At 53.5% G+C, this 24,717-nt stretch carries 21 protein-coding genes and 1 pseudogene; 9 read left to right on the forward strand and 13 right to left on the reverse strand.

Annotated features, from left to right (window positions below; all coding sequences use genetic code 11):
- Positions 1–5: 5 nt before the first annotated feature.
- The 3 genes from citE to citC are packed head-to-tail and all read right to left on the reverse strand — an operon-like array spanning position 6 to position 2,238.
- Positions 6–875 (reverse strand): citrate (pro-3S)-lyase subunit beta, encoded by an 870-nt coding sequence (citE, locus tag ACLJR2_RS00985; protein ID WP_000804559.1) that lies wholly within the window; start codon positions 873–875, stop codon positions 6–8.
- Positions 872–1,165: a citrate lyase acyl carrier protein gene (gene citD, locus ACLJR2_RS00990; RefSeq protein ID WP_000691460.1), complete on the reverse strand. Its 294-nt coding sequence runs from the start codon at positions 1,163–1,165 to the stop codon at positions 872–874. The genes citE and citD overlap by 4 nt, the downstream gene beginning before the upstream one ends.
- A 29-nt stretch (positions 1,166–1,194) precedes the next feature.
- Complete coding sequence (gene citC / locus ACLJR2_RS00995) at positions 1,195–2,238, reverse strand: [citrate (pro-3S)-lyase] ligase (protein ID WP_001181451.1); 1,044 nt, start codon at positions 2,236–2,238, stop codon at positions 1,195–1,197.
- A gap of 244 nt (positions 2,239–2,482) precedes the next feature.
- Here citC and citS point away from each other — a divergent pair, with 244 nt between their 5' ends.
- From citS to ACLJR2_RS01025, 6 genes are all read left to right on the forward strand, one after another.
- Positions 2,483–3,823: a citrate/sodium symporter CitS gene (gene citS, locus ACLJR2_RS01000; RefSeq protein ID WP_000183603.1), complete on the forward strand. Its 1,341-nt coding sequence runs from the start codon at positions 2,483–2,485 to the stop codon at positions 3,821–3,823.
- A 158-nt stretch (positions 3,824–3,981) separates the two neighbouring features.
- Positions 3,982–4,221 carry an oxaloacetate decarboxylase subunit gamma gene (locus ACLJR2_RS01005; RefSeq protein ID WP_001001146.1) on the forward strand — a complete coding sequence of 80 codons (240 nt, stop codon included), beginning with the start codon at positions 3,982–3,984 and terminating at the stop codon, positions 4,219–4,221.
- A gap of 15 nt (positions 4,222–4,236) precedes the next feature.
- On the forward strand, positions 4,237–6,000 hold the full coding sequence (oadA, locus tag ACLJR2_RS01010) for a sodium-extruding oxaloacetate decarboxylase subunit alpha (protein WP_001534400.1): 1,764 nt from the start codon (positions 4,237–4,239) through the stop codon (positions 5,998–6,000).
- A 12-nt stretch (positions 6,001–6,012) separates the two neighbouring features.
- Positions 6,013–7,314, forward strand: a complete 1,302-nt coding sequence (locus tag ACLJR2_RS01015; RefSeq protein WP_000444813.1) for an oxalacetate decarboxylase subunit beta — start codon at positions 6,013–6,015, stop codon at positions 7,312–7,314.
- Positions 7,315–7,448: 134 nt separating this feature from the next.
- Positions 7,449–9,068 carry a sensor histidine kinase gene (locus tag ACLJR2_RS01020; RefSeq protein ID WP_023216942.1) on the forward strand — a complete coding sequence of 540 codons (1,620 nt, stop codon included), beginning with the start codon at positions 7,449–7,451 and terminating at the stop codon, positions 9,066–9,068.
- Between the two features lies 1 nt (position 9,069).
- A complete protein-coding gene (locus ACLJR2_RS01025) occupies positions 9,070–9,756 on the forward strand; it encodes a response regulator (protein WP_000377415.1) in 687 nt (228 codons plus the stop codon).
- A 21-nt stretch (positions 9,757–9,777) separates the two neighbouring features.
- On the opposite strand, the gene rihC is transcribed toward ACLJR2_RS01025, so the two are convergent.
- The 8 genes from rihC to ACLJR2_RS01065 form a co-directional block, all read right to left on the reverse strand.
- Entirely contained in the window at positions 9,778–10,698 is a 921-nt protein-coding gene (gene rihC / locus ACLJR2_RS01030) for a ribonucleoside hydrolase RihC (protein WP_000127272.1), read from the reverse strand.
- Between the two features lie 15 nt (positions 10,699–10,713).
- Positions 10,714–11,916, reverse strand: a complete 1,203-nt coding sequence (locus ACLJR2_RS01035; protein ID WP_000516315.1) for an XAC2610-related protein — start codon at positions 11,914–11,916, stop codon at positions 10,714–10,716.
- Positions 11,917–12,115: 199 nt separating this feature from the next.
- Positions 12,116–13,066, reverse strand: a complete 951-nt coding sequence (ispH, locus tag ACLJR2_RS01040) for a 4-hydroxy-3-methylbut-2-enyl diphosphate reductase (protein WP_001166428.1) — start codon at positions 13,064–13,066, stop codon at positions 12,116–12,118.
- 2 nt (positions 13,067–13,068) lie between these two features.
- The gene (gene fkpB / locus ACLJR2_RS01045) at positions 13,069–13,518 is read right to left on the reverse strand and encodes an FKBP-type peptidyl-prolyl cis-trans isomerase (RefSeq protein WP_000047269.1); all 450 of its coding nucleotides are present in this window, start codon (positions 13,516–13,518) and stop codon (positions 13,069–13,071) included.
- Between the two features lie 154 nt (positions 13,519–13,672).
- Positions 13,673–14,173 carry a signal peptidase II gene (lspA, locus tag ACLJR2_RS01050; protein WP_000042736.1) on the reverse strand — a complete coding sequence of 167 codons (501 nt, stop codon included), beginning with the start codon at positions 14,171–14,173 and terminating at the stop codon, positions 13,673–13,675.
- Positions 14,173–17,007 (reverse strand): isoleucine--tRNA ligase, encoded by a 2,835-nt coding sequence (gene ileS / locus ACLJR2_RS01055; protein ID WP_024134200.1) that lies wholly within the window; start codon positions 17,005–17,007, stop codon positions 14,173–14,175. Before ileS ends, lspA begins: the two co-directional genes overlap by 1 nt.
- Before the next feature lie 44 nt (positions 17,008–17,051).
- Positions 17,052–17,990 carry a bifunctional riboflavin kinase/FAD synthetase gene (gene ribF, locus ACLJR2_RS01060; protein WP_000767311.1) on the reverse strand — a complete coding sequence of 313 codons (939 nt, stop codon included), beginning with the start codon at positions 17,988–17,990 and terminating at the stop codon, positions 17,052–17,054.
- A gap of 7 nt (positions 17,991–17,997) precedes the next feature.
- Positions 17,998–18,213 carry a DUF2575 family protein gene (locus ACLJR2_RS01065; RefSeq protein ID WP_001726890.1) on the reverse strand — a complete coding sequence of 72 codons (216 nt, stop codon included), beginning with the start codon at positions 18,211–18,213 and terminating at the stop codon, positions 17,998–18,000.
- 105 nt (positions 18,214–18,318) lie between these two features.
- On the opposite strand from ACLJR2_RS01065, the gene rpsT reads away from it, so the two are divergent.
- The 3 genes and pseudogenes from rpsT (at position 18,319) to ACLJR2_RS01080 (ending at position 22,489) form a co-directional block, all read left to right on the forward strand.
- The gene (rpsT, locus tag ACLJR2_RS01070; RefSeq protein ID WP_001518655.1) at positions 18,319–18,582 is read left to right on the forward strand and encodes a 30S ribosomal protein S20; all 264 of its coding nucleotides are present in this window, start codon (positions 18,319–18,321) and stop codon (positions 18,580–18,582) included.
- A 455-nt stretch (positions 18,583–19,037) separates the two neighbouring features.
- Positions 19,038–20,410 (forward strand): annotated as a pseudogene (locus tag ACLJR2_RS01075) (MFS transporter).
- 39 nt (positions 20,411–20,449) lie between these two features.
- Positions 20,450–22,489: a TIM-barrel domain-containing protein gene (locus ACLJR2_RS01080; RefSeq protein ID WP_001116436.1), complete on the forward strand. Its 2,040-nt coding sequence runs from the start codon at positions 20,450–20,452 to the stop codon at positions 22,487–22,489.
- Between the two features lie 54 nt (positions 22,490–22,543).
- Here ACLJR2_RS01080 and nhaR read toward each other — a convergent pair whose 3' ends face one another.
- Both nhaR and nhaA read right to left on the reverse strand, forming a co-directional pair.
- Positions 22,544–23,443, reverse strand: a complete 900-nt coding sequence (gene nhaR, locus ACLJR2_RS01085; RefSeq protein WP_000062872.1) for a transcriptional activator NhaR — start codon at positions 23,441–23,443, stop codon at positions 22,544–22,546.
- A 61-nt stretch (positions 23,444–23,504) separates the two neighbouring features.
- Entirely contained in the window at positions 23,505–24,671 is a 1,167-nt protein-coding gene (gene nhaA, locus ACLJR2_RS01090) for a Na+/H+ antiporter NhaA (protein ID WP_000681340.1), read from the reverse strand.
- Positions 24,672–24,717 lie beyond the last annotated feature (46 nt).

Consider the following 24,717-nt stretch of genomic DNA (forward strand, 5'->3'; position numbering starts at 1 on the left):
CTTCCTTAATCACGAATACCGGAAGCCGACAGCGCCACCACTTTGCGCGCGTGGTCGATAATCGGGCCGTCAATCATTTTGCCGTTGAGTGAAACGACGCCCAGACCGCGAGACGCAGCCTCTTCAGCGGCGGCAATCACCTCGTACGCATGCTCAACTTCTTTACGTGTCGGAGAATAAGCCTGATGTAACAGCTCAATCTGACGTGGATTCACTAAGGACTTACCGTTAAAACCAAGCCCTTTCGCCAACTGCACTTCCTTCAGGAAGCCTTCTTCATTATTGATATCCGACCAAACGACATCATAGGCGGCAATACCCGCAACGCGCGCCGCGTGCAGCACTGCGCAGCGAGCGTAGAACAGCTCGGTGCCATCGCCCCGGCAGGTGCCCATATCCATCACATAATCAAATGCTGCCAGCGCAATCGCCACCAGGCGTGGTGTAGAGGTGGCGATGTCGACGGCATTGACCACGCCTTTCGCTGATTCGATCGCCGCCATCAGCCTGGTACTGCCGACTTCGCGTCCACATTCACGTTCGATCCGTTCGACCTGCGCTTCCAGCTCCAGCACATCGTTTTTGCTGTCGGTTTTCGGCAGACGCACGATATCCACGCCACCACGCACGACGGCCTCAAGATCGGCCAGACCGAATGGCGTGTTCAGTGGATTAATGCGCACCACTTTTTCAACATCCTGATAGAACGGATGTTGAAGCGCGTGATGAACCAAAAGACGGGCAGTGTCTTTCTCACGTAACGCTACGGCGTCTTCTAAGTCGAACATCACCGCGTCCGCACCGTAGACAAACGAGGTGCTCAACATGGCCGCATTTGCGCCGGGGATAAACAACATACTGCGACGAGGTTTCATAACGCACTCCATTGAATTTCCGTTTGTTCTGCAGCGCGCAGCGCCGCCGCCTGCACTCGGGCGCGTAAAATACACTCCAGCGCGCCTTTGTCATCGACGCTAACCAGCGCGCGTTCGACACCGAGTTTCGCCAGCGTTTCCCGAACCACCAGCTCAATCGCCGCGCCAAACTGCTGCTTCACCAGACTCTCTAGCTCCAGCCGAATTCCTGGCTCGCTGGATGGACCAATCCTGATCATCACATCGCTGGATTCCAGCGTGCCTGCCAGGGCATCTTTAATGATTTTCATTAGTTATGTTCCTTGTTAACGGTGTTACGTCATATGGTTTCAGTGTGTCTGGCGGCATGCCGCTGCAGATATGCCAGGGTGCTAGCAGGCACCAGCGCGCTTATCGCCGGCCAATTACGTTCGGTATACAGTTTTCTGACGCGAGAGGCGGAAATAGCCGCGCCGTTTTTCTCCACCCGCGCCAGCTCGACGACCTCAATAACCGGGCCGCTGCGCTTCGGATCGTGTAAAATGTCGTGCATTCGCTGGTTATAGGCACAGGTCAGAGGACAAAACGGTTCACTGCCGACAAAACGATGGGTAATTCCCAGCGCTGGAGCCAAATGTTCACGGAAGAGTTGCAGATCGATCTGGCAATGGCAGTCGTCCACAACCCCTTTTTCTTTGAGGAAATAGCCGGGAAACGTCGCACGCGAGATCATATAAGCGGAGCCGGAATGCAACGTGACGTTGTCAATACCAGCGATTCCTTGTTCGATCAGCGCCCAACGGTCGGTATAGGAAAAAAATGAAGCATCTTCTTTGACCACAAACAGATGCAGCCAGTCACAGGCCGCCGCTGCTTGTTCCACCAGATAACGGTGGCCCAATGTAAACGGATTGGCGTTCATGACGATGGCGCCGATCGTTTTTCCCGGTTGACGATAAAGCGCCAGTTGGCGACAAAAGCGCGCTAACCGTTCACTGCTGTTCTCCATTAACACCACCAGCTCACCTGCCTGCGCAATGGGCCAAAACCCCGCGCCAGAAAACAGCAGCCGATTTTGCGGCTTAGTGAACAGGAAAAGCTCGCTGCGGTTTAACTCGTAGGCCAATGTAAGCAGCTCAGTCAGCAATTTGAGGCTGAGCCCTTCCCCTTGTAAAACCGGGGAAACAGCGATGCATTTCAGTACGTTCCCGGCCAGCGAGCCGCATCCAACTATCTCACCCTGCCAATATGCGCATACCGCGATTTCACAATCGTCTTCCAGGGCGAGTCCCACGCCCTCCAGAAACATGGCGACCGACTCGCGACGCAATACATCCTTTTGCAAATAAATGCGTTTAAATATTAGATTCACTCTATTCTGCATCCGTCAGCAAATAACGTCGCATATTTCGCCAGCGTTTGTATTACTCGTCTGGAATAGACATCACACTTTCCCCCTTGCTTTTATAAGCTTTATGGTCTTTATTTCCTTAATTAACCAGAGTTAATAAAAATAATTAAATTAATTAAAAACACAACCATTCAGTGAAGATAGTCACATCTCACGGTTCATTGAATTTATTAGTATGCGCGGGTCTTGTTACCCATCAATACACAGGAAAATGTTTATGACCAACATGACCCAGGCTTCGGCGACGGAGAAAAAGGGGGCTAGCGATTTACTCAGATTCAAAATCTTTGGTATGCCGCTACCGCTTTATGCTTTTGCATTAATTACTTTATTACTGTCTCATTTCTATAACGCTATACCGACTGACTTAGTCGGTGGTTTTGCTCTTATGTTTGTTATGGGGGCCATTTTTGGTGAAATCGGCAAACGTTTACCGATCTTCAATAAATATATTGGCGGCGCACCGGTTATGATATTTCTGGTTGCAGCTTATTTTGTCTATGCTGGCATATTTACGCAGAAAGAAATTGATGCAATCAGCAACGTAATGGATAAAAGCAACTTCCTTAACCTGTTTATCGCAGTGTTGATCACAGGCGCGATCCTGTCGGTAAACCGTAAATTACTGTTAAAATCACTGCTGGGCTATATCCCAACCATCCTCGCCGGGATTGTCGGCGCGTCCCTTTTCGGTATCGTCATTGGTCTGTGCTTCGGTATCCCGGTCGACCGTATCATGATGCTGTACGTTCTGCCGATTATGGGCGGTGGTAACGGCGCGGGCGCCGTGCCTCTGTCTGAAATTTATCACTCGGTTACCGGACGTTCTCGCGAAGAGTATTACTCAACGGCTATTGCTATTCTGACCATTGCGAATATCTTCGCCATTATTTTCGCCGCCCTCCTCGATATGATAGGCAAAAAATACACCTGGCTTAGCGGTGAAGGTGAGTTGGTTCGTAAGGCTTCCTTCAAAACCGAAGATGATGAAAAGGCCGGTCAGATTACCCATCGTGAAACGGCGGTTGGCATGGTGTTATCCACCACCTGCTTCCTGCTGGCCTATGTTGTTGCCAAGAAAATTCTGCCAAGCATCGGCGGCGTCTCTATTCACTACTTCGCCTGGATGGTTCTGATTGTTGCTGCGCTGAACGCATCAGGTCTTTGCTCACCGGAGATTAAAGCCGGGGCGAAACGTCTTTCTGACTTCTTCTCCAAACAACTGCTGTGGGTGCTGATGGTCGGTGTGGGTGTTTGCTACACCGATCTGCAAGAGATCATCGATGCCCTGACGTTCGCGAACGTCGTTATCGCCGCGATCATCGTGGTCGGCGCAGTCGTCGGCGCGGCTGTCGGGGGCTGGTTGATTGGCTTCTACCCGATTGAATCATCCATTACTGCGGGTCTTTGTATGGCCAACCGCGGCGGCTCCGGCGATCTGGAAGTGCTCTCCGCCTGTAACCGTATGAACCTCATTTCATATGCACAAATTTCCTCTCGTCTGGGCGGCGGTATTGTGCTGGTTATCGCTAGCATCGTGTTCAGCATGATGGTGTAAAAAAACGCACGGCGGTGTCTTTGCCGCAAACGACCTGGAGAAAAGTAGAGGCCAAAGCCAGAGGCGGCCAAGGGAAATCCACTCTACTCCTTAGCCGGATTCACCAGGAAGGCTGTCGTCAAGGTCACCGTCGTGCCTCTCATTATGGAAAATGATTCATGAATGAAGCTGTACTACTGGGTGAAGGTTTCACCCTGATGTTTTTAGGGATGGGGTTCGTACTGGCCTTTCTGTTCCTGCTGATCTTTGCCATCCGGGGCATGTCCGTCGCCATTACCCGCCTCTTCCCGGAACCCGTCGCCGCGCCCGCGCCGCGCGCCGTTCCCGTCGTGGACGACTTCACCCGCTTAAAGCCGGTGATTGCCGCCGCCATTCACCATCACCGCCTTAACGCTTAATTCCCGGAGAGATCCATGACTATTGCCATTACCGATGTCGTCCTGCGCGACGCTCACCAGTCTCTGTTCGCCACCCGCCTGCGTCTTGATGATATGCTGCCCATTGCTGCTGCGCTTGATGAGGTGGGCTACGGGTCGCTGGAGTGCTGGGGCGGCGCGACCTTTGACGCCTGTATTCGTTTTCTCGGCGAGGACCCGTGGGTTCGCCTGCGCGAGCTGAAAAAAGCCATGCCGAAGACCCCGTTGCAGATGCTGCTGCGCGGCCAGAACCTGCTCGGTTATCGTCACTATGCCGATGATGTGGTGGAGCGTTTTGTTGAACGCGCGGTGAAAAACGGCATGGACGTGTTCCGCGTCTTCGACGCCATGAACGACCCGCGCAATATGAAAGCGGCGCTCAGCGCGGTACGCAGCCACGGCGCGCACGCCCAGGGCACACTGAGCTATACCACCAGCCCGGCGCACACGTTGCAGACCTGGCTGGATTTAACGGAGCAACTGCTGGAGACCGGCGTCGATTCCATCGCCATCAAGGATATGTCCGGCATTCTCACGCCGATGGCCGCCTTTGAGCTGGTGAGCGAAATCAAAAAACGCTATGACGTGCGCCTACATCTGCATGCTCATGCCACCACCGGGATGGCGGAGATGGCGCTGCTGAAAGCCATTGAAGCAGGCGTTGACGGTGTGGACACGGCGATTTCCTCCATGAGCGCCACCTACGGCCACCCGGCCACTGAAGCGCTGGTCGCCACGCTTGCCGGCACAAAATATGACACCGGGCTGGATATCCTGAAGCTGGAAAACATCGCCGCGTACTTCCGCGAGGTGCGCAAAAAATATCATGCCTTTGAAGGCCAGCTGAAAGGCTACGACAGCCGTATTCTGGTGGCGCAGGTGCCGGGCGGGATGCTGACCAACCTCGAAAGCCAGCTGAAGCAGCAGAATGCGGCGGACAAACTCGACCAGGTGCTGGCGGAAATCCCCCGCGTGCGCGAGGACCTCGGCTTTATTCCGCTGGTGACCCCCACCTCACAGATTGTCGGCACCCAGGCGGTGCTCAACGTCCTGACCGGCGAGCGCTACAAAACCATTGCCAAAGAAACGGCCGGCATTCTGAAAGGCGAATACGGCCACACCCCGGTGCCGGTGAACGCCGCGTTACAGGCCCGCGTGCTGGAAGGGGGCGCCCCGGTGACCTGCCGTCCGGCGGATTTACTCAAACCGGAACTGGCTGAACTGGAAGCGGACGTCAGGCGCCAGGCGCAGGAGAAGGGGATTACTCTGGCGGGAAACGCCATCGACGACGTGCTCACCGTGGCGCTGTTCCCGCAAATCGGCCTCAAATTCCTTGAGAACCGCAATAACCCGGCGGCGTTTGAGCCACTGCCGCAGGCGGAAGCCGCGCAGCCGGTGGCAAAAGCAGAGAAGCCTGCCGCCTCCGGTATCTACACCGTGGAAGTGGAAGGCAAAGCCTTTGTGGTGAAGGTCAGCGACGGCGGCGATATCAGCCAGCTGACTGCGGCCAGTCCTGCGCCGGTTCAGACCGCGGCGCCTGCTGGCGCAGGCACCCCGGTCAGCGCGCCGCTGGCGGGCAATATCTGGAAGGTGATTGCCACAGAAGGCCAGACGGTGGCCGAAGGCGACGTGCTGCTGATTCTGGAAGCCATGAAGATGGAAACCGAAATCCGCGCCGCGCAGGCCGGGACCGTGCGCGGCATCGCGGTGAAAGCCGGGGATGCGGTGGCGGTGGGCGACACCCTGATGACGCTGGCGTAACGGAGAGGACGAATGGAAAGTCTGAACGCCCTGCTTCAGGGCATGGGGCTGATGCACCTCGGCGCGGGTCAGGCCATCATGCTGCTGGTCAGCCTGCTGCTGCTGTGGCTGGCGATAGCGAAAAAGTTCGAGCCGCTGCTGCTGCTGCCGATTGGCTTCGGCGGCCTGCTCTCCAACATCCCGGAAGCGGGCATGGCGCTGACCGCGCTGGAAAGCCTGCTGGCGCATCACGACGCCGGGCAGCTGGCGGTGATTGCCGCGAAGCTCCACTGCGCGCCGGACGTGCACGCTATTAAAGAGGCGTTAGCGCTGGCGCTGCCGTCGGTGCAGAGCCAGATGGAGAATCTGGCGGTGGACATGGGCTACACGCCGGGCGTGCTGGCGCTGTTCTACAAAGTGGCGATTGGCTCCGGCGTCGCGCCGCTGGTCATCTTTATGGGCGTCGGCGCGATGACGGACTTCGGCCCGCTGCTGGCCAACCCGCGCACCCTGCTGCTGGGGGCGGCGGCGCAGTTCGGCATCTTCGCCACCGTGCTGGGGGCGCTGACGCTGAACTACTTCGGGATAATCAGCTTCACCCTGCCGCAGGCGGCGTCCATCGGGATTATCGGCGGCGCGGACGGCCCGACGGCGATTTACCTGTCGGGCAAGCTGGCCCCGGAACTGCTGGGGGCGATAGCGGTGGCGGCGTACTCGTATATGGCGCTGGTGCCGTTAATCCAGCCGCCGATTATGAAGCTGCTCACCACGGAGAAAGAGCGAAAAATCCGCATGGTGCAGCTGCGTACCGTCAGTAAGCGGGAAAAAATCCTGTTCCCGGTGATCCTGCTGTTGCTGGTGGCGCTGCTGCTGCCGGACGCCGCGCCGCTGCTGGGGATGTTCTGCTTCGGCAACCTGATGCGTGAAAGCGGGGTGGTGGAGCGCCTGAGCGACACGGTGCAGAACGGGCTGATTAATATCGTGACCATTTTCCTGGGGCTTTCCGTTGGCGCAAAACTGGTGGCGGACAAGTTCCTGCAACCGCAGACGCTGGGGATACTGGTGCTGGGGGTGATTGCGTTTGGTATCGGCACCGCCGCCGGGGTGCTGATGGCGAAGCTGGTGAACGTGTTCAGTCAGCACAAAATCAACCCGCTGATTGGCTCCGCAGGCGTGTCGGCGGTGCCGATGGCGGCGCGGGTCTCCAACAAAGTGGGGCTGGAGTCCGATGCGCAGAACTTCCTGCTGATGCATGCGATGGGGCCGAACGTGGCCGGGGTGATTGGCTCGGCCATTGCGGCGGGCGTGATGCTGAAGTACGTGCTGGCGATGTAATCGCGGATGGGGTACGCATGTCGTATCCCATTTTCATCCAAATTTTTTCTAAAAGAAAAGTAAGTATGAGCTGGTTCAGGTTCCGGTGATGCCGAATGCAAGAAAATACCGTAATTAAATATCTAAATACCAATATGTTTATACGGGAAATTACACGCTGGTTTGCCAGACGCTCGTTTCAAAACCGGATATTTCTACTGATCCTGTTTACATCCACCATCGTGATGCTGGCAATCACCTGGTATCTGACCGATATCACGAAAGAGCGCCTGCATTATCAGGTGGGCCAACGTGCGCTTATTCAGGCAATGCAAATATCCGCTATGCCAGAATTAGTTGAAGCCGTAGAGGCGCATGATTTGTCACGCATCAAAGCGCTGATTGACCCAATGCGCTCGTTTTCGGATGCGACTTACATTACCGTTGGCAACGAAAAAGGTCAGCGACTGTATCACGTCAACCCGGATGAGATCGGCAAATATATGGAGGGCGGCGATAGCGACGACGCGCTGTATAACGCTAAAAGCTACGTATCGGTGCGCAAAGGTTCATTAGGCTCTTCCTTACGTGGTAAATCCCCGATTCAGGACAGTACCGGTAAAGTCATCGGTATTGTTTCCGTCGGCTATACTCTGGAACAGTTGGAGAGCTGGCTTAACTTACAAATCAGCTCGTTGCTGTTCCCGATGGCGTTACTGCTGCTGGTACTGTTGTACTGCGCCCGCCGCTTCTCGCTGCATATTAAAAAGCAGATGCTTAACATGGAGCCGCAGCAGCTTTCACAACTATTAATTCAGCAAAGCGTGTTGTTTGAGTCGGTATTTGAAGGGTTGATCGCCATTGACTCCCATCACCGTATTACCGCTATTAACCAAACGGCTCGCCGCTTACTGAATCTGAGCCAACCGGAGTCTGAACTCATTGGCTATGCAATCCACCATGTCGTGTTGCCGGAGGCCTTCTTTTACGATGCGCCGCAAAAAAACAAAAAAGATGAGATCGTCACCTTTAACCAAATGAAAGTCATCGCCAGTCGCATGGCGGTCATTATTGACAACCAGCCTCAGGGCTGGGTTATTAGCTTTCGCAACAAAGACGATATCAATACACTCAGCCTGCAGTTAAGTCAGGTGCGGCAATACGCCGATAACCTGCGCGCCGTGCAGCATGAGCATCGCAACCTTATTTCCACCATTGCCGGACTGCTGTTCCTGAAGCGCTACGATAATGCGTTGGCGCTGATTCAGCAGCAGTCGGAAAGCCACCAGAAAGTACTCGATTTTATTTCCCATAATTTCCGCGACCACCACCTTGCGGGGCTATTAATCGGTAAATATTATCGGGCAAAAGAGCTGGGGCTGGAGCTGATTTTCGATCCTTCAAGCTTTGTTGAACACCTGCCGTCATCGCTCTCGCATAATGAATGGATTTCGATTGTTGGCAATTTATTGGACAACGCCTATAACGCCACCCTGCTCAATAGCGAAGGCTCGCGACAGATTGAGTGCCTGATCAATAGCGAAGGTAATGAAGTCATTATTGAAGTTGCCGATCAGGGATGTGGTATTGACGAAAATATCCGCCAGCATATTTTCGAGCGTGGAGTGACCACCCACAACAACGGCGATCACGGAATTGGATTATGGTTGGTGCACAGCTACGTCAAGCAGGCCAATGGCGACATTATCGTCGATAACAATAATCCTTTTGGCACCATTTTTACCCTCTATATCCCTTTTACCAGAGAAGAATAACATGGATAGCATTACGACACTCATCGTTGAAGACGAACCGATGCTAGCGGAAATCCTGGTGGACACCATCAAGCTTTTTCCCCAGTTTTCAATCGTCGGCATCGCAGACAAACTGGAAAGTGCAAAGAAGCAAATACGCCTCTATCAACCACAGTTAATTCTATTGGATAATTTTTTACCCGATGGCAAAGGGATCGATTTAATTCGTCATACCATCAGCACCAACTACACGGGGCGAATTATTTTCATTACCGCCGACAATCATATGGATACCATCAGCGATGCCTTACGCATGGGCGTATTCGATTATCTGATTAAGCCGGTACATTATCAGCGCCTGCAGCATACCCTGGAGCGGTTCACCCGTTACCGCAGTTCGTTACGTTCCAGTGAGCAGGCAAACCAGACGCACGTTGATGCCTTATTTAATATCCAGGCCAAAGAACAAACCGCAGAACCGAATAGCGGACTGCGGGGAATTGATGAAAACACCTTCAACCGGGTACGACAAATATTCGCCGACCCGCAGGCAGTACATACAGCAGACACTCTGGCGCAAATTCTGGGCAGCAGTAAAACCACTGCCCGACGCTATCTGGAACAAGGCGTGAAAAATAACTTTCTCGAAGCGGAGATCAGCTACGGGAAAGTGGGCAGGCCGGAGAGACTCTATCGCGGCAAAGTATGAGATTATGGCGCCAACATGTAATTACGGCGCATAGGCAAACACCTCAGCCACCCACTGACGAAAACCGTCCACATCCAGCGCCAGCGCCACCTGCGCGTTGGCGGGCTGCCCCAGCCGCCCTTCAATATCAACGACCGTCGTGCCTGCGGTATATTCCCCCTGCGTTTCCACCGCCACAAAGCAGGGTTTAAGAGTAAATAATTCCGGACGCACCAGCCAGGCGATCGCGCAAAGATCGTGCATCCGGACGCCAGTGCGCATACTACCGCTGCGATAATGGTTGAACAGGCTGTGCAACATCTTACCGGTACGATTCAGCGCGGGCAGTTTATTCAGAAAATCTGGCGAGAGCATTGCCTGATTCGTGACGTCCAGCCCACACATCACAATCTCAATGCCGCTACGAAATACGTGGGCGGCGGCCTCCGGATCGACAGCAATGTTAAATTCAGCATTAGGCGTAAAATTGCCGCGCCCTGCGGAACCGCCCATCAACACCAGACGGCGAATGTTACACGCACACTCCGGATAGTGCATCAGTAGCAACGCAATATTGGTCAATGGCCCAATCGCCACTAATGTCATGGGCTCCGGGGCGTTCATCAACACATCCCGGATAGCGATAAACGCAGGCTTCGCCAACGGTTGGCGCTGATGGTCGACAAAATCATAGCCTTCCATACCGGATTCGCCGTGGACGTATGCCGCATCGCGTAACGGACGCAGCAGCGGCGTCGCGGCCCCTTGTGCAAGTGGCACATCGGCGTCCCAGAAATGCAGAAGCTGCAACGCATTACGGGTGGTTTTTTCGACCGAAACGTTGCCGGCAACGGTGGTTATTAGTTGCAGATCCAGCTCGGGGGCGAACAGCGCAGCGGCAATCGCAGCCGCGTCATCAATGCCCGGATCGGTATCAAGAATAATGTGTAGGGATGCTGTCATTAACGCTCTCCTGACCTATTGTTTTATATCTTCATACTCAGCGCGACTGATACAGGTATCAGGCACATCGTCATCCGTCACCAGACGCGGACTTAGCTTATTACCTTCGACAAACGGAACTAATGGGCAAAAACGCCCTGGCGATGCTTTGTTTTCCTGCCACTGAATCTCAAGCGATTCGGGCTCAGCGCCGGGTTTTTCTGCCTGAATCACGGTACGAACATTACCGGTTAGCCAAAAAGGTTGACACGTCTCATCAAGGCTAAAAGGCGGCGTCAAATGACCATTTTTACGTACTAGCGGATAAATAATACGCCCATCAGCGTAGGAAGGTATCATGTAGCAGTTATACATTTTGCCTTTACTGATCACAGGCTGAAAGTAGCTTTCACCGCGATCGATCAGTTCAATCGTTTTTCCTTTCCAGCGATACACATTGACGCCATGGCTGCAGCAACCGCCGCGCCAATAGCTGACAATCTGTTTATGTTCAGCATCGATCTCTGGTGAAGTGATTTCCTGATAAGACGCTGGCGCATCAACATAACGCTGTTTGGCGGGGTCATAGAGCCATGTTTGTACTGGAGCATCCGGCCCAGCAAGTAACTCTGTTACAATCGACAGATCCGGGTAGCCATCAAAATTGACATCCCCCCATTGAGGCATAAACGGGCTACAAGTGCCCACCGAGGCGGTATCTAAGGTCTGTATGAGTTTACCATCACGGTATAATTTTATCGCCGAAATGGCAGGCGTATTGCCGCAATCAATCTCTTTGGAAGGGTCGTAACCCCCTGCATCATTCGTGTTCGTGACCAGCACAATATCAGGGGAGTTTTTAGGTTTGAGGTAGATAAGGGCAACAGGAAAATGTCGTTTTTTATCTGCGGACGTCCATTCGCCTTTAATCTCACTACTGGAGATTTCCGCATTCCAGTAACCCGAAAGCGCCTTCACGCGTTCTTCAAGATGCACCTCTTTATCCTGGAGTGAGCCGCGTAGAACAATCACTGCCTTGTGCTGATTGCAAGGTTCATAGCAGTAATATCCATTAAGAGAGTTACCAAATCGCGTGATATTAACGTTTACCGGTTTCCCCGCGATAGTCCCGGTATAGTTTCGCTCCCAGGCGGGTAGCTCCAGCACCGTGGCGCTTGCCGCGTCCATCCAAAAGCCGATGGCGAGTAACGTTGGCAATCCATATTTTATTTTGCCCATTTCCCTTATCCCTGTAGGTATTACAACCCAAAAACCAGCAACGATTGTGCTGGTTTTTCAGATGAATAGCAAAAAGGTGGGGCATTAGCACCGGATGACGACTACGCCTTATTTTTCCTGTCGCACATTGAATATCAAAAGAAATCCTTAAGATCTGGTCAGCGTAGCGTCATCGGGCAGATTTCTGAATTGTGAAATCTTATTCGACTTCACGAACATCCACACGCAGCTCTTTCGGCACTTCGAAAACAATATTTTCTTCGCGCCCCTCAAGCGTGACGGCTTCGCCGCCGCCAAACTCGCGCAGACGCGCAATAACATTCTGCACCAGAATATCCGGCGCGGAAGCGCCAGCGGTGACGCCGACGCAGGCGGCTTCTTTCACCCACGCCTCCTGGATATCCGCCGCATCGTCGATAAGAAACGCGGTTCTTCCCATCCGTTGGGCCAGTTCCGCCAGCCGGTTAGAGTTAGAAGAGTTTTTCGAGCCGACCACCAGCACCACGTCAGCCTGCTCGGCCAGCGCCCGCACCGCTTCCTGACGATTAGTAGTGGCATAGCAAATATCGTCTTTGCGCGGGCCGACGATTTTCGGAAAGCGTTTACGCAGCGCATCAATCACATCGGACGTATCGTCCACGGAAAGCGTGGTTTGCGTCATGAAGGAGAGCTTGCCTTCATTTTTGACATTCAGCGTCCAGACGTCCTCTGGCGACTCAACCAGGTACATCCCCCCTTCCGGGTTGCTGTACTGGCCCATGGTGCCTTCCACTTCCGGGTGCCCGGCGTGGCCGATGAGAATAGATTCCTCACCGCGACGGCTGGCACGCGCCACTTCCATATGGACTTTCGTCACCAGCGGGCAGGTGGCGTCAAAAACGGTAAGATCGCGGCTTTTCGCCTCGTTACGCACCGCCTGGGAAACCCCATGAGCGGAGAAAATCAGAATGGCGCCATCCGGCACTTCGCTAATTTGCTCTATAAAGATCGCCCCGCGCTGGCGCAGGCTGTCCACTACATAGCGGTTATGCACGACTTCGTGCCGAACGTAAATTGGCGCGCCGTAAATAGCGAGCGCATTTTCAACAATGCTGATAGCGCGGTCTACCCCGGCGCAAAAACCGCGTGGGTTGGCCAACAGGATCTGCATGTTTATGCCTCCAGCGCCGGATCGATTTCCAGCACTTCAATATCAAAGTGAACGGTATGCCCGGCCAGCGGATGGTTAAAATCAACGGTAATCGAGTCGCCGTTGATTTCGCGAATCACGCCAGGCATTTCGCTGCCATCCATTGCGGTAAAAAGCATAATCGCCCCGACTTCCGGTTCGCCCGCCGCCATAAACTCACGGCGCGAGAAATACTGGATCAAGTCCGGACTGGGGACGCCAAACGCGGCGTCAGGCTCCAGCGAAAACGCTTTCTTTTCCCCTTCTTTCAACCCCAGAAGCTGCTGCTCCAGACCTTCGGAAAGCGAGGTATCGCCAAGACGGAACAGGGCTGGCTTGCCGTTATTGCGGGTAGATTCCGCCGTTGAGCCATCATCCAGTTTCAGGGTGAAGTGAACGAGGATCGCGCTGTTGCTCTGTACGGATTTAGACATGCAAATTGCTCACGTGTTTTGCCCGGAGGCACAAAGAACGATAAAACCGTAGGCCGGATAAGGCGTTTTCACCGCCATCCGGCACCACGTTTGCCTGATGGCGCTGCGCTTATCAGGCCTACAAAACCGGATAAGCGCCACCCGGTATTTACGCTTATGCCTGTTCTTTCGCTGTCGGCTTCGGCAAAAAGCCTTCCAGTACAATCAGCGCCGCGCCGATACAGATCGCGCTATCGGCAAGGTTGAACGTCGCGAAATGCCAGTCGCCGACGTAAAAATCGATCATATCGACAACAAAGCCGTGCCACAGGCGGTCGAACAGGTTACCCAGCGCGCCGCCGATGATTAACGCATAAGCGATGTTATTCAGCTTCTGCGTCGCTTTCGAGCGATACATCATCACCAAAAGAATTACGCAGATACCTATCGCAATCCCGGCAAAGAACCAGCGCTGCCAGCCGCCGCTATCCGCCAGGAAGCTAAAAGCCGCGCCGTAGTTACGCGCATAATGCAGATTAAGCGACGGGAACAGCCCTACCGTATCCCCCAGAGCGAAATTCTGGAGGATCAGGTATTTGCTGCCCAAATCGATAATCAGCACGACTACTACCAGCCATAGCCAGCGTAGTCCTGTTGAACAGAGTGGTTTACTCATCAGGCAAATTTACGTTGTTCGCCATTACCGGCGATGTTGCTGACACAGCGTCCGCAGATATCTGCATGTTCCGCCACCTTGCCGACATCAGTAGTGTAGTGCCAGCAGCGCGGACACTTATCACCCTCGGCACGCGTTACCACTGCCTGAACTGTCGTATTACCAGCATTGTACTGAATATTTTCATCATCAATACCCCCCGCTTGCTCAGAAATCACGAACTGGGAAGTAATGAAGATAAATCTGACCTCTTCACCCAACAGTTTTAGCTTCTTGATCGTACCGTTAGCATCGTCAGCATATTTCAGCGTCACTTTTGCTTCCAGGTTCGATTTGATGCCATTGGCTTTCTGATTTTCCAGCTCTTTGTTGACCTGGTCCTTGATATAGCGGACATCGTCCCAGAATGCGTCATTAAATTCTTCATTCTCTTCCAGGCCAAACAACCCGTCGTACCATTCGCCGGTGAAGACATATTTTTCACGCTCGCCCGGCAGGTAGCCCCAGATTTCATCAGCCGTGAAGGACATGATCGGTGCCATCCAGCGAACCAGCGCCTCTGCGATATGATACAGCGCAGTCTGGCAGCTACGACGCGCGACGCTATCGGCCTTCGCGGTGTACTGGCGGTCTTTGATGATGTCGAGGTAGAACGAGCCCATTTCAACGGAGCAGAAGCGCATCAGGCGCTGTACCACTTCATGGAAGTCGTAAGCTTCGTATGCCTTCAGAATCTCTTGCTGCGCCGTTTTCGCGCAGCCCACCGCCCACCTGTCCAGCACCACCATCTCTTCCGGTTTGACCATATCGGTGGCCGGATTGAAGCCATTGAGGTTCGCCAGCAGGAAGCGCGCGGTATTACGGATACGACGATAGCTGTCGGCAGCACGTTTGAGGATCTCGTCAGAGACCGCCATTTCGCCGGTATAGTCAGTAGACGCCACCCACAGACGCAGGATATCCGCGCCCAGTTTATTCATCACATCCTGCGGCGACACGGTGTTACCGATGGACTTGGACATCTTGCGCCCCTGACCATCGACGGTGAAACCGTGAGTCAGTACCTGGCGGTATGGCGCTTTGCCTTTCATCGCCACGCTAATCATCAGGGAGGACATAAACCAGCCGCGATGCTGGTCAGACCCTTCCAGATACATATCGGCAGCATGACCGGCGAATTCCGGACGTGCGTCAACCACGGAGTAACTGGTGGAACCGGAATCAAACCAAACGTCCAACGTATCCGGAACTTTCTCGTATTGAGCGGCATCTTCGCCGAGGATCTCTTTCGGGTCGAGATCCCACCACGCCTGGATACCGTCAACTTCAACGCGTTTCGCCACCTCTTCCATCGCCGCCAGAGTACGCTCAATCGGCAGCAGCTCCTGCGTTTCTTTATGCACGAACAGCGACATTGGTACGCCCCAGGTACGCTGACGTGAGATACACCAGTCAGGACGGTTAGCGACCATTGATTCAATACGCGCCTGACCCCAGTCCGGGATCCACTGAACGCCTTTGATCTCTTTCAGGGACTGTTGACGAAGCCCTTCTTTATCCATGCTGACGAACCACTGCGGGGTCGCGCGGAAAATGATCGGCGTTTTGTGACGCCAACAGCACGGATAGCTGTGCTGCATTTTTTCGACATGCAGTAGCGCGCCTTTTTCTTTCAGCAGTTCAATAACGATATCGTTCGCTTTGAAGACGTTAACACCGTCAAGCGTTGGATATGTGCCTGGCAGGTAAGCGCCGTCCGGCCCAACCGGGTTAGCCGTTTCCAGGCCATACTTTTGGCCGATCACGTAGTCATCCGGGCCGTGGCCAGGGGCGGTATGTACCGCGCCGGTACCGGCGTCCAGGGTGACGTGATCGCCGAGGATCGCCGGCACGTCAAAGCCCATAAACGGATGGGTAAAGCGCAGCAGTTCCAGCTCCGCGCCTTTAACGGTGCCGAGAATGGTGTATTCAGCCGCGCCAATACGCTGCATGACGCTTTCAACCAGATCTTTCGCCAGAATCACCGCCTGGCCGTCAATCTGCACCAGCGCATAATCAAAGTCCGGCGCCAGGGAGATGGCGCGGTTAGCCGGCAGAGTCCACGGCGTGGTGGTCCAGATAACCAGCGACACAGGGCCGCTCACGCCCGGCAGACCAAACTTCGCTTTCACCGCATCCTGATCGACGGCGCGGAACGCCACGTCGATCGACGGTGACGTTTTGTCGTAATATTCAACTTCCGCTTCCGCCAGCGCGGAACGGCAGTCAACGCACCAGTGCACCGGCTTAGCGCCTTTGTGCAGATGACCGTTTTTGATAATTCTGCCCAGCGCGCGGATGATGTTGGCTTCGGTTTTGAAGTCCATGGTCAGGTACGGATGCGACCAGTCGCCCAACACGCCCAGACGAATGAAGTCTTTACGCTGGCCGTCAACCTGCGTAGCGGCATATTCGCGGCACTTAGCGCGGAATTCAGCGGCGGTGAATTTCTCGCCCGGCTTACCGAACTCCTGCTCGACTTTCAGCTCGATAGGCAGACCGTGACAGTCCCAGCCCGGCACGTAAGGCGAGTCAAATCCCGACAGTCCTTTGGACTTCACGATAATGTCTTTCAGAATCTTGTTAACTGAGTGACCAATATGAATGCTGCCATTCGCATATGGAGGGCCATCATGCAGAATGAAGGTTTTTTTGCCTTTTTTGGCCGCACGAATGATGCCGTACAGATCATCATCGGTCCAACGCGCCAGCATTCCCGGTTCACGCTTGGCGAGGTCGCCGCGCATCGGGAACCCTGTTTCCGGCAAATTCAGGGTCGATTTATAGTCACTCATCAGATTCTCGGTTCCGTATTTCGGTTTGATAAACACCGTCAGGGTTACACCTGCCCGGCTAGCCCAAAAAACTTGCGGGCCGTTAACTCATCGCGTGCGATTTGCGCTTTTAGCTCATCAAGCGACGCAAATCGCTGCTCATTACGTATCTTTTTACGCAGTATTACATCTATATGGCGACCGTAGAGGTCCATTACAACGTCCAGCAGATGCACTTCCAGTTGTTGACGCACGCCAGCCACCGTTGGACGAGTGCCAATGTTCGCTACGCCGGGTAACGGCTTATCGCCAAGCCCGGTGACTTCCACCGCATAGACCCCTTTGACCGGGGAGACCTGACGGCGCAGCGGTAAGTTCGCCGTCGGGAAGCCAATGGTACGTCCCAGCTCGTCGCCATGAACGACACGCCCGGAAATAGTAAAGGGATGTCCCAGCAGGCTTTCGGCAAGCGCCAGGTTATCCTCCGCCAGCGCCTGTCTCACTGCGGTACTACTGATACGCACGCCGCCTTCACAAAAGGTTTGGGTGCTGGAAACCGCAAAACCATACTCCGCCCCCGCCTTCTGTAATAACAAGAAATCGCCCGCGCGGCTAGCACCAAAGCGGAAATCATCGCCGACGGCAAGAAATTGCACGCCAAGTCGCTCCACCAGCAGTTCGCTGATAAACGTTTGCGCCGTCAAAGCGGCAAAGCGGCGATCGAATTTCACGCACAGCACATAGTCCACGCCGCACTGCGCAAGGTAATGCAGTTTTTCACGCAGGCGCGTCAGGCGGGCGGGCGCTTTATCCGTCGCGAACAGCTCCAGCGGCTGCGGTTCGAAAATCATGACCACCACCGGCAGACCGCGTCTGCGTCCTTCTTCCTGCAAACCCTGCAGTAGAGCGCGATGCCCCCGATGTACGCCGTCGAAATTACCAATGGTCAGCACACACCCATGCGGGGCCTGACTGAGATTATGTATGCCGCGTATCAGCTTCATGTCTGACTCAAAACAGTGAAAATCGCAAGAGTATACCTTGTACAGCGGTCAAGGTTAACCGACTATTGCCCTGATGAAACATAAAGAAGATGCTTTTCATCGCCATGCGGCAAACTCCGCCCCAAAACCCGCCGCTTAATGCAATTTTTCTCATGGAAAGGCTGTATTCACAGCACGCAAGCTGGTAGAATCCTGCGCCATCACTACGCAACGAGTGCTGCAATTTAAACGGCGCTTATTTGCACAAATCCATTGACAAAAGAAGGCTAAAAGGGCATATTCCTCGGCCTTTGAATTGTCCATATAGAACACATTTGGGAGTTGGACCTTGGCTAATATCAAATCAGCTAAGAAGCGCGCCGTTCAGTCTGAAAAGGCTCGTAAGCACAACGCAAGCCGTCGCTCTATGATGCGTACTTTCATCAAGAAAGTATACGCAGCTATCGAAGCTGGCGACAAAGCTGCTGCACTGAAAGCATTTAACGAAATGCAACCGATCGTGGACCGTCAGGCTGCTAAAGGTCTGATCCACAAAAACAAAGCTGCACGTCATAAAGCTAACCTGACTGCACAGATCAACAAACTGGCTTAATCGCCTGCTTGTTATCAGCTTTGTAGAAAAACCCGCGTAAAGCGGGTTTTTTTATGCCTGCTATCTGCCGTTTTGCTCGTCAACCGCTGGCGCTGACCTCACTCGTTCACGCTCTTCCTGACCAGCCTATTTTTTCAGCTCCCCCTCCCTTAGTCACGTAATACTTGAAAGTTATTTTCTTTCACTGTTTTCCTTTTCTTATTTCATTACTGAAAAAACTGTGACCACCTTAGCAAATAAAAACATCGCTCATTCAAAAACTAATAAACGCAATCCTGATGTAAGATTTAATAATTGATTGATGCCGTCGGGTTAACTACTTTTCATGTACACCTTACTTACTCATTTTAATCTGAGGTTAAATTCAGAAACGACATAAAAATAATATTCAAAACTTGCTTAGAAAGTAGAGGTTGTTTTTCTGGGCGTATCGTACCAATATCGGAGTTATCATTATGAGTTCTGTCATTGAGGATACCCAGCCTTCCGGGTCAGCATCATTGTCTTTACTACAGCGTATTAGCTACGGCTCTTTGGATGTGGCGGGTAATCTGCTGTACTGCTTCGGTTCAACGTACATTTTATATTTCTACACAGACGTTGCGGGCATTAGCCTTGCCGTAGCAGGCGTTATCCTGCTGCTGGCGCGTATTATCGATGGCATAGACGCCCCCATATGGGGGATCATCATCGATAAAACACGTTCACGCTACGGTAAATGTCGTCCCTGGTTTTTATGGTTACCGCTGCCTTTTGCGGTATTCAGTGCGCTGTCATTTTGGTCTCCAGATATCAGTATGACAGGAAAAGCCATCTATGCAGCAATATCTTATATGATTGCCAGCATTCTATTTACCGGACTTAATACACCACTCAGTGCAATATTACCCCTGATGACCTTATCTCCCAAGGAAAGACTGGTTTTAAATTCCTGGCGAATGACCGGTGGGCAAATTGGGGTTTTATTAATGAACGCGACCGCCTTGCCGTTAGTCGCTTTTTTAGGTAACGGTGATGATCACGCTGGTTTTATTTATACGGCAATTACGTTTGCCATTATATCCTGCGCGCTAACGCTCTTTGCGTTTAAAAACATTCGTGAAATGGATACGGATAAAATACAGCATGAACCTAAGTTGCCGATGAAAAAAGTTTCGCGGCGATGAAAGGTAACTGGCCGTGGATCCTGATGGTGCTGGCTAATCTGATCTTCTGGATTGCCCTACAGCAGCGTAACACGACCATTGTCTATTATCTGACCTACAACCTCGACCGTAAAGATCTGGTACCGCTGATTAACAGCCTGGCGACGATTCAGATCCTGTTTATCATCGCTATCCCCTTCTTTAGCAAATACCTGGCTAAAACCTGGATATGGGTAGGCGGTCTGCTGGTCGCCACGTTTGGCGGCGTCATGATGTGGCTGGCAGCGGACAACATTACTTTCCTCATCGCCGCCTGGATACTCGGCAATATCGGCAGCGGTATCGCCTGCTCAATGCCATTTGCCATGCTGGGCTTCGCCGTTGATTTCGGCGCCTGGAAGACCGGTATTAAGGCTACCGGCATTCTTATCGCCTTCGGCAGCACCTTCTGCATCAAGATGGGTAGTGGCCTCGGCACCGCTTTCGCCGCCTGGATCATGAACAGTTTTGGCTATGTCCCCAACCATGCCCAGAGTGCTGCGGGTCTGGAGGGCATTATCTGGGCCTTTATCTGGGCACCCGCCCTACTCTTCGCGCTCGCAGCGATCCCACTACTTTTCTTTCGCAAATACGAAGCGATGGAAGAGAAGATTCGCCACGATCTGGAAACCGTCAACTCATAACGTTCTTTACCTTCACCCTCGAATATGGGAGGCACCACCATGCCATTTATGCAACAAGACCCGCGTCGTCTGGTCTGGCAGCAAAACGATCGCTATTTATGGATTGAACCCTGGGGCGAGAACAGCCTGCGCGTACGCAGCGGCCGTCATCTGCCGGTAATGAGAAATGAAGACTGGGCATTGACTGAGCCAGTCGCAGAAAGCCAGTGCCACATTGATTATGAGCACCACCAGGCAACGCTGACCAACGGCAAAATTATCGCTATCGTCAATCAAAAAGGACAGGTTGCCTTTTACCGCCATCCACACAAACCCCTGTTGCAGGAGTTCTGGCGCCTGCGGGGCGAAATTGGCGAGGATGAATCATCTCACGGCCAGTACGTCAGCGCACTCAACCTTGAGGGACGCGAGTTCCGCCCTATTCCGGGTGGGAAATATTCACTGAAAGCCCGCTTCGAAGCCACCGAAGGGGAAAAAATTTATGGTATGGGGCAGTATCAACAGGCCAACCTGGATCTCAAAGGATGCGTGCTTGAGCTGGCGCAACGTAACTCCCAGGCCTCAGTACCGTTTATGCTCTCCAGTCTGGGCTACGGATTTTTATGGAACAACCCGGCAGTCGGACGCGTAACCTTTGCCCAAAACGTTACCGAATGGGAAGCGCAGGTCAGCGAACAGTTAGACTACTGGATCACGGCTGGCGATACCCCGGCAGAAATTAGCCGGGCTTACGCGCTGGCTACCGGCACGCCGCCGATGATGCCGGACTACGCCATGGGCTTCTGGCAGTGCAAACTCCGTTATCGTACGCAGGAAGAGCTGCTGGAGGTCGCCCGCGAATATAAGCGCCGCAATCTGCCTATCTCGGTGATCGTTATCGACTTCTTTCACTGGCCGAATCAGGGTGACTGGATGTTCGATGCGCGCGACTGGCCCGATCCTGACGCCATGATTGCCGAGCTGAAATCGCTGGGAATTGAGCTGATGGTCTCCGTCTGGCCGACGGTGGATAACCGTACCGAAAGCTATCGGGAGATGCGCGAAAACGGCTGGCTGGTACAAACGGAACGTGGCTTGCCGATCAATATGGATTTCCTCGGCAATACCACTTACTTTGATGCGACTCATCCGGGCGCGCGCGACTACGTCTGGGGCAAAGCCAAACGCAACTATTACGATAAAGGCGTGAAGTTATTCTGGTTAGATGAAGCCGAACCTGAGTTCAGCGTTTACGACTACGACAACTATCGCTACCATGCCGGGCCGGTACTGGAAGTGGGCAATATCTACCCACGTATGTACGCTAAAACCTTTTTTGACGGCATGAAAGCCGATGGCGAAGACCAGGTTATCAACCTGCTACGCTGCGCCTGGGCCGGCAGTCAGAAGTTCGGCGCACTGGTCTGGTCAGGGGATATTCACTCCTCGTTTAGATCGCTACGCAACCAGTTTGCCGCCGGACTCAATATGGGAATCGCGGGGATACCGTGGTGGACGACGGATATCGGCGGTTTCCATGGCGGTAATATTCACGACCCGAAATTCCATGAATTGCTGATTCGCTGGTTCCAGTGGGGCGTCTTTAGCCCGGTGATGCGTCTGCACGGCAACCGCGATCCGCAGATTTTACCCGCACAACCGTATCGGGATGGTATCGCCCAGTGCCCTACAGGTGCGCCGAACGAGGTCTGGAGCTACGGTGAGGAAGTATGCGAGGTACTGACAGGTTGCCTGGCGTTGCGAGAAAAACTCAAGCCCTATATCAAAGCGCTGATGGAGGAAACCCATAAGCACAATACGCCAGTGATGCGCCCCCTGTTCTTTGAATTCCCCGAACAGGAAACAAGTTGGGCAATCACCGACCAGTATTGTTTTGGTCCTGACCTGCTGATCGCCCCCGTCATGCATGAAGGTATGCGCGAACGTGATATCTGGCTACCAGAAGGGGAAACATGGACGGATCTTGCGACCGGTGAAAGCTATTCAGGAGGGCAGACGCTGCATTACGCTACGCCACTGAACAGAATTCCGGTGTTTATCCGCGAAGGTGGGCAGTACCGTAGCCTGCTGAACTTGTAGAATGATTCCGGCTGCGGGCTAGTTCCGCAGCCGGAAGTATTACGGTAGGTACGTCTACTGTAGCTTAAACAATGCCGAGTAGTCCGCATTGCAAATACGCTGCACCGCCGGATGCTGGATCATTCTCTCGGCAAAAATCGCATGATATTCTTCCATGACATTCTCCACGCGCCCAATCTCTATTACCGACTCATCGGCATAAAAATCCAGCGAATAAAGGCTCGGCGCCACAAAAATCGCATCGTGCGTCGCGCCAAACGCCTTCATTAAGGCCGCGTCATCAAATTCGCCGAGGATCTCAACCTGCAACCCCTGCGAATTAAACCAGTTCAACAATTTACGCCCCAGCATCGAGCGCCGTCCCGGCACCAGCAAACGTCGCTCTTCCAGGCAGGCAGGGAACGCTTTTTCGGGAAGTGGATTCGTACACCAGAAACTGACGCTACATTCGCCGATTTTGACTGAGAATAGCCCCTCCTGCTGCGTGGAATCTATCGGGCAGTCGGAGATAATCATATCCAGCTTGTGCTGGCTGAGCTGTTCGAGCAACATTTCGTGCGTGGACTCGAAGCAACGCAGATGTATGGGTTCGTCCACCACCACCGCCGCATCCAGAACGCTGCTGACCAGACGCTTGGATAAAGCATCGGCGACGCCGACATCAAACAACAGGTTTGATTCTTTGCGGTAATTGACGATATCCAGCATCTCCTGGCTTAGCGTAAACATTTTGTCCGCATAGCGAAAAACCAGCTCGCCCAGTTCGCTGGGCTCAAGACCGCGTCCCTTACGTTTAAATAGCTTCCCCTGTAAACGCTCTTCCAGGGCTTTAATTTGACCAGTAATGGTTTGCGGCGTCAGAAAAAGCGCCTCTGCGGCACCCACGACAGAACCTTCTTTATAGACATGCCAGAAGTAATAAAGATGGTTGTAGTTAATATGAGACATGCTCATTCCTCTCCCTGTTCAATGTCGCAAGGGAGCGATACATCGCTCCCCCTTTCCTTCGTACTGATTATGCCGGCGCGTTCAAACGCGCGCGCAACCAGCTATACCCCACCACTGCGGAGAGCAATGAACCAATCAAAATGCCCAATTTCGCCCAGTTAATAAGTTCCGGATCGACATTGCCAAATGCCAGGCTGGCGATAAAGATGGACATCGTAAAGCCAATGCCACACAAAATGCCGACCGCCATGATTTGCTGATAAGTGGTCCCCTGCGGCAGATGCGCCAGCTTGAAACGCAGCGCCAGCCAGCAAAACAGGCTAATCCCCAGCGGCTTACCAATCAGCAGACCGGCAATAATTCCCAACGGCAGCATGGAGGTCAGACCGTCAATCGTGACGCCCTGAAGAGAAACACCGGCATTCGCAAAAGCGAAGAGCGGCAGGATCAGGTACGCGACCCACGGGTGCAGAACATGCTCCAGACGCTTGGCCGGCGAGCGACCGTGTTTTTCTTTCAGCGGAATAAAGAAACCGACAATGACGCCTGCCAGCGTCGCGTGAACGCCGGACTTCAGTACCGCCGTCCACAGCACTGCCCCGACCAGAATATATACCCCTGTCCGTCTGACGCCGCACAGGTTCAGCAGCGCCAGCACGGCAATCGCGAACGCCGCCACGCCCAGCGAGACGATAGAAAGATCGCTGGTATAAAACAGTGCGATAATAACGATGGCGCCGAGATCATCGATGATCGCCAGCGCCATCAGGAATATTTTCAGCGCCAGCGGAACCCGGCTGCCCAACAGCGCCAGCACGCCCAGCGCAAAGGCGATATCCGTCGCGGCAGGAATAGCCCAGCCCTCGCGAGTGACCGGATCGGAGTAATTAAAGGCCAGATAGAGCAATGCCGGTACAATCATCCCGCCGATGGCGGCAATCACCGGAAAAGCAGCCTGGCGCAGACTGGCTAACGAGCCTTGCATCAGTTCGCGCTTAACTTCCAGGCCAATCAACAGGAAAAACACGGCCATCAGCGCATCGTTGATCCACAGCAGCATGTTTTTGTTGATTTCAAGCGCCCCAACCCGTAGCTGAACCGGCGTCTCCAGAAAATCATGATACCATCCACTGGTCGCGCCCATATTGGCCATCAGCATAGCCAGCGCAGCGGCGATGATGAGAATGATGCCCCCAGAGGCATCGCTGCTAAAAAATCGGTGCAGATGTTTCACTTTTTATTCTCTCAATCAGGTGAATTCTTCGAATCTACTATCTTAC

The sequence above is a fragment of the Salmonella sp. SAL03688 genome (assembly GCF_046551895.1).
Lineage (GTDB): Bacteria > Pseudomonadota > Gammaproteobacteria > Enterobacterales > Enterobacteriaceae > Salmonella > Salmonella enterica.

Coding starts and splice junctions, on each gene's coding strand:
- citE (WP_000804559.1), bottom strand. CDS start 875: ATGAAACCTCGTCGCAGTATGTTGTTTATCCCCGGCGCAAATGCGGCC.
- citD (WP_000691460.1), bottom strand. CDS start 1,165: ATGAAAATCATTAAAGATGCCCTGGCAGGCACGCTGGAATCCAGCGAT.
- citC (WP_001181451.1), bottom strand. CDS start 2,238: ATGCAGAATAGAGTGAATCTAATATTTAAACGCATTTATTTGCAAAAG.
- citS (WP_000183603.1), top strand. CDS start 2,483: ATGACCAACATGACCCAGGCTTCGGCGACGGAGAAAAAGGGGGCTAGC.
- ACLJR2_RS01005 (WP_001001146.1), top strand. CDS start 3,982: ATGAATGAAGCTGTACTACTGGGTGAAGGTTTCACCCTGATGTTTTTA.
- oadA (WP_001534400.1), top strand. CDS start 4,237: ATGACTATTGCCATTACCGATGTCGTCCTGCGCGACGCTCACCAGTCT.
- ACLJR2_RS01015 (WP_000444813.1), top strand. CDS start 6,013: ATGGAAAGTCTGAACGCCCTGCTTCAGGGCATGGGGCTGATGCACCTC.
- ACLJR2_RS01020 (WP_023216942.1), top strand. CDS start 7,449: ATGTTTATACGGGAAATTACACGCTGGTTTGCCAGACGCTCGTTTCAA.
- ACLJR2_RS01025 (WP_000377415.1), top strand. CDS start 9,070: ATGGATAGCATTACGACACTCATCGTTGAAGACGAACCGATGCTAGCG.
- rihC (WP_000127272.1), bottom strand. CDS start 10,698: ATGACAGCATCCCTACACATTATTCTTGATACCGATCCGGGCATTGAT.
- ACLJR2_RS01035 (WP_000516315.1), bottom strand. CDS start 11,916: ATGGGCAAAATAAAATATGGATTGCCAACGTTACTCGCCATCGGCTTT.
- ispH (WP_001166428.1), bottom strand. CDS start 13,066: ATGCAGATCCTGTTGGCCAACCCACGCGGTTTTTGCGCCGGGGTAGAC.
- fkpB (WP_000047269.1), bottom strand. CDS start 13,518: ATGTCTAAATCCGTACAGAGCAACAGCGCGATCCTCGTTCACTTCACC.
- lspA (WP_000042736.1), bottom strand. CDS start 14,173: ATGAGTAAACCACTCTGTTCAACAGGACTACGCTGGCTATGGCTGGTA.
- ileS (WP_024134200.1), bottom strand. CDS start 17,007: ATGAGTGACTATAAATCGACCCTGAATTTGCCGGAAACAGGGTTCCCG.
- ribF (WP_000767311.1), bottom strand. CDS start 17,990: ATGAAGCTGATACGCGGCATACATAATCTCAGTCAGGCCCCGCATGGG.
- ACLJR2_RS01080 (WP_001116436.1), top strand. CDS start 20,450: ATGCCATTTATGCAACAAGACCCGCGTCGTCTGGTCTGGCAGCAAAAC.
- nhaR (WP_000062872.1), bottom strand. CDS start 23,443: ATGAGCATGTCTCATATTAACTACAACCATCTTTATTACTTCTGGCAT.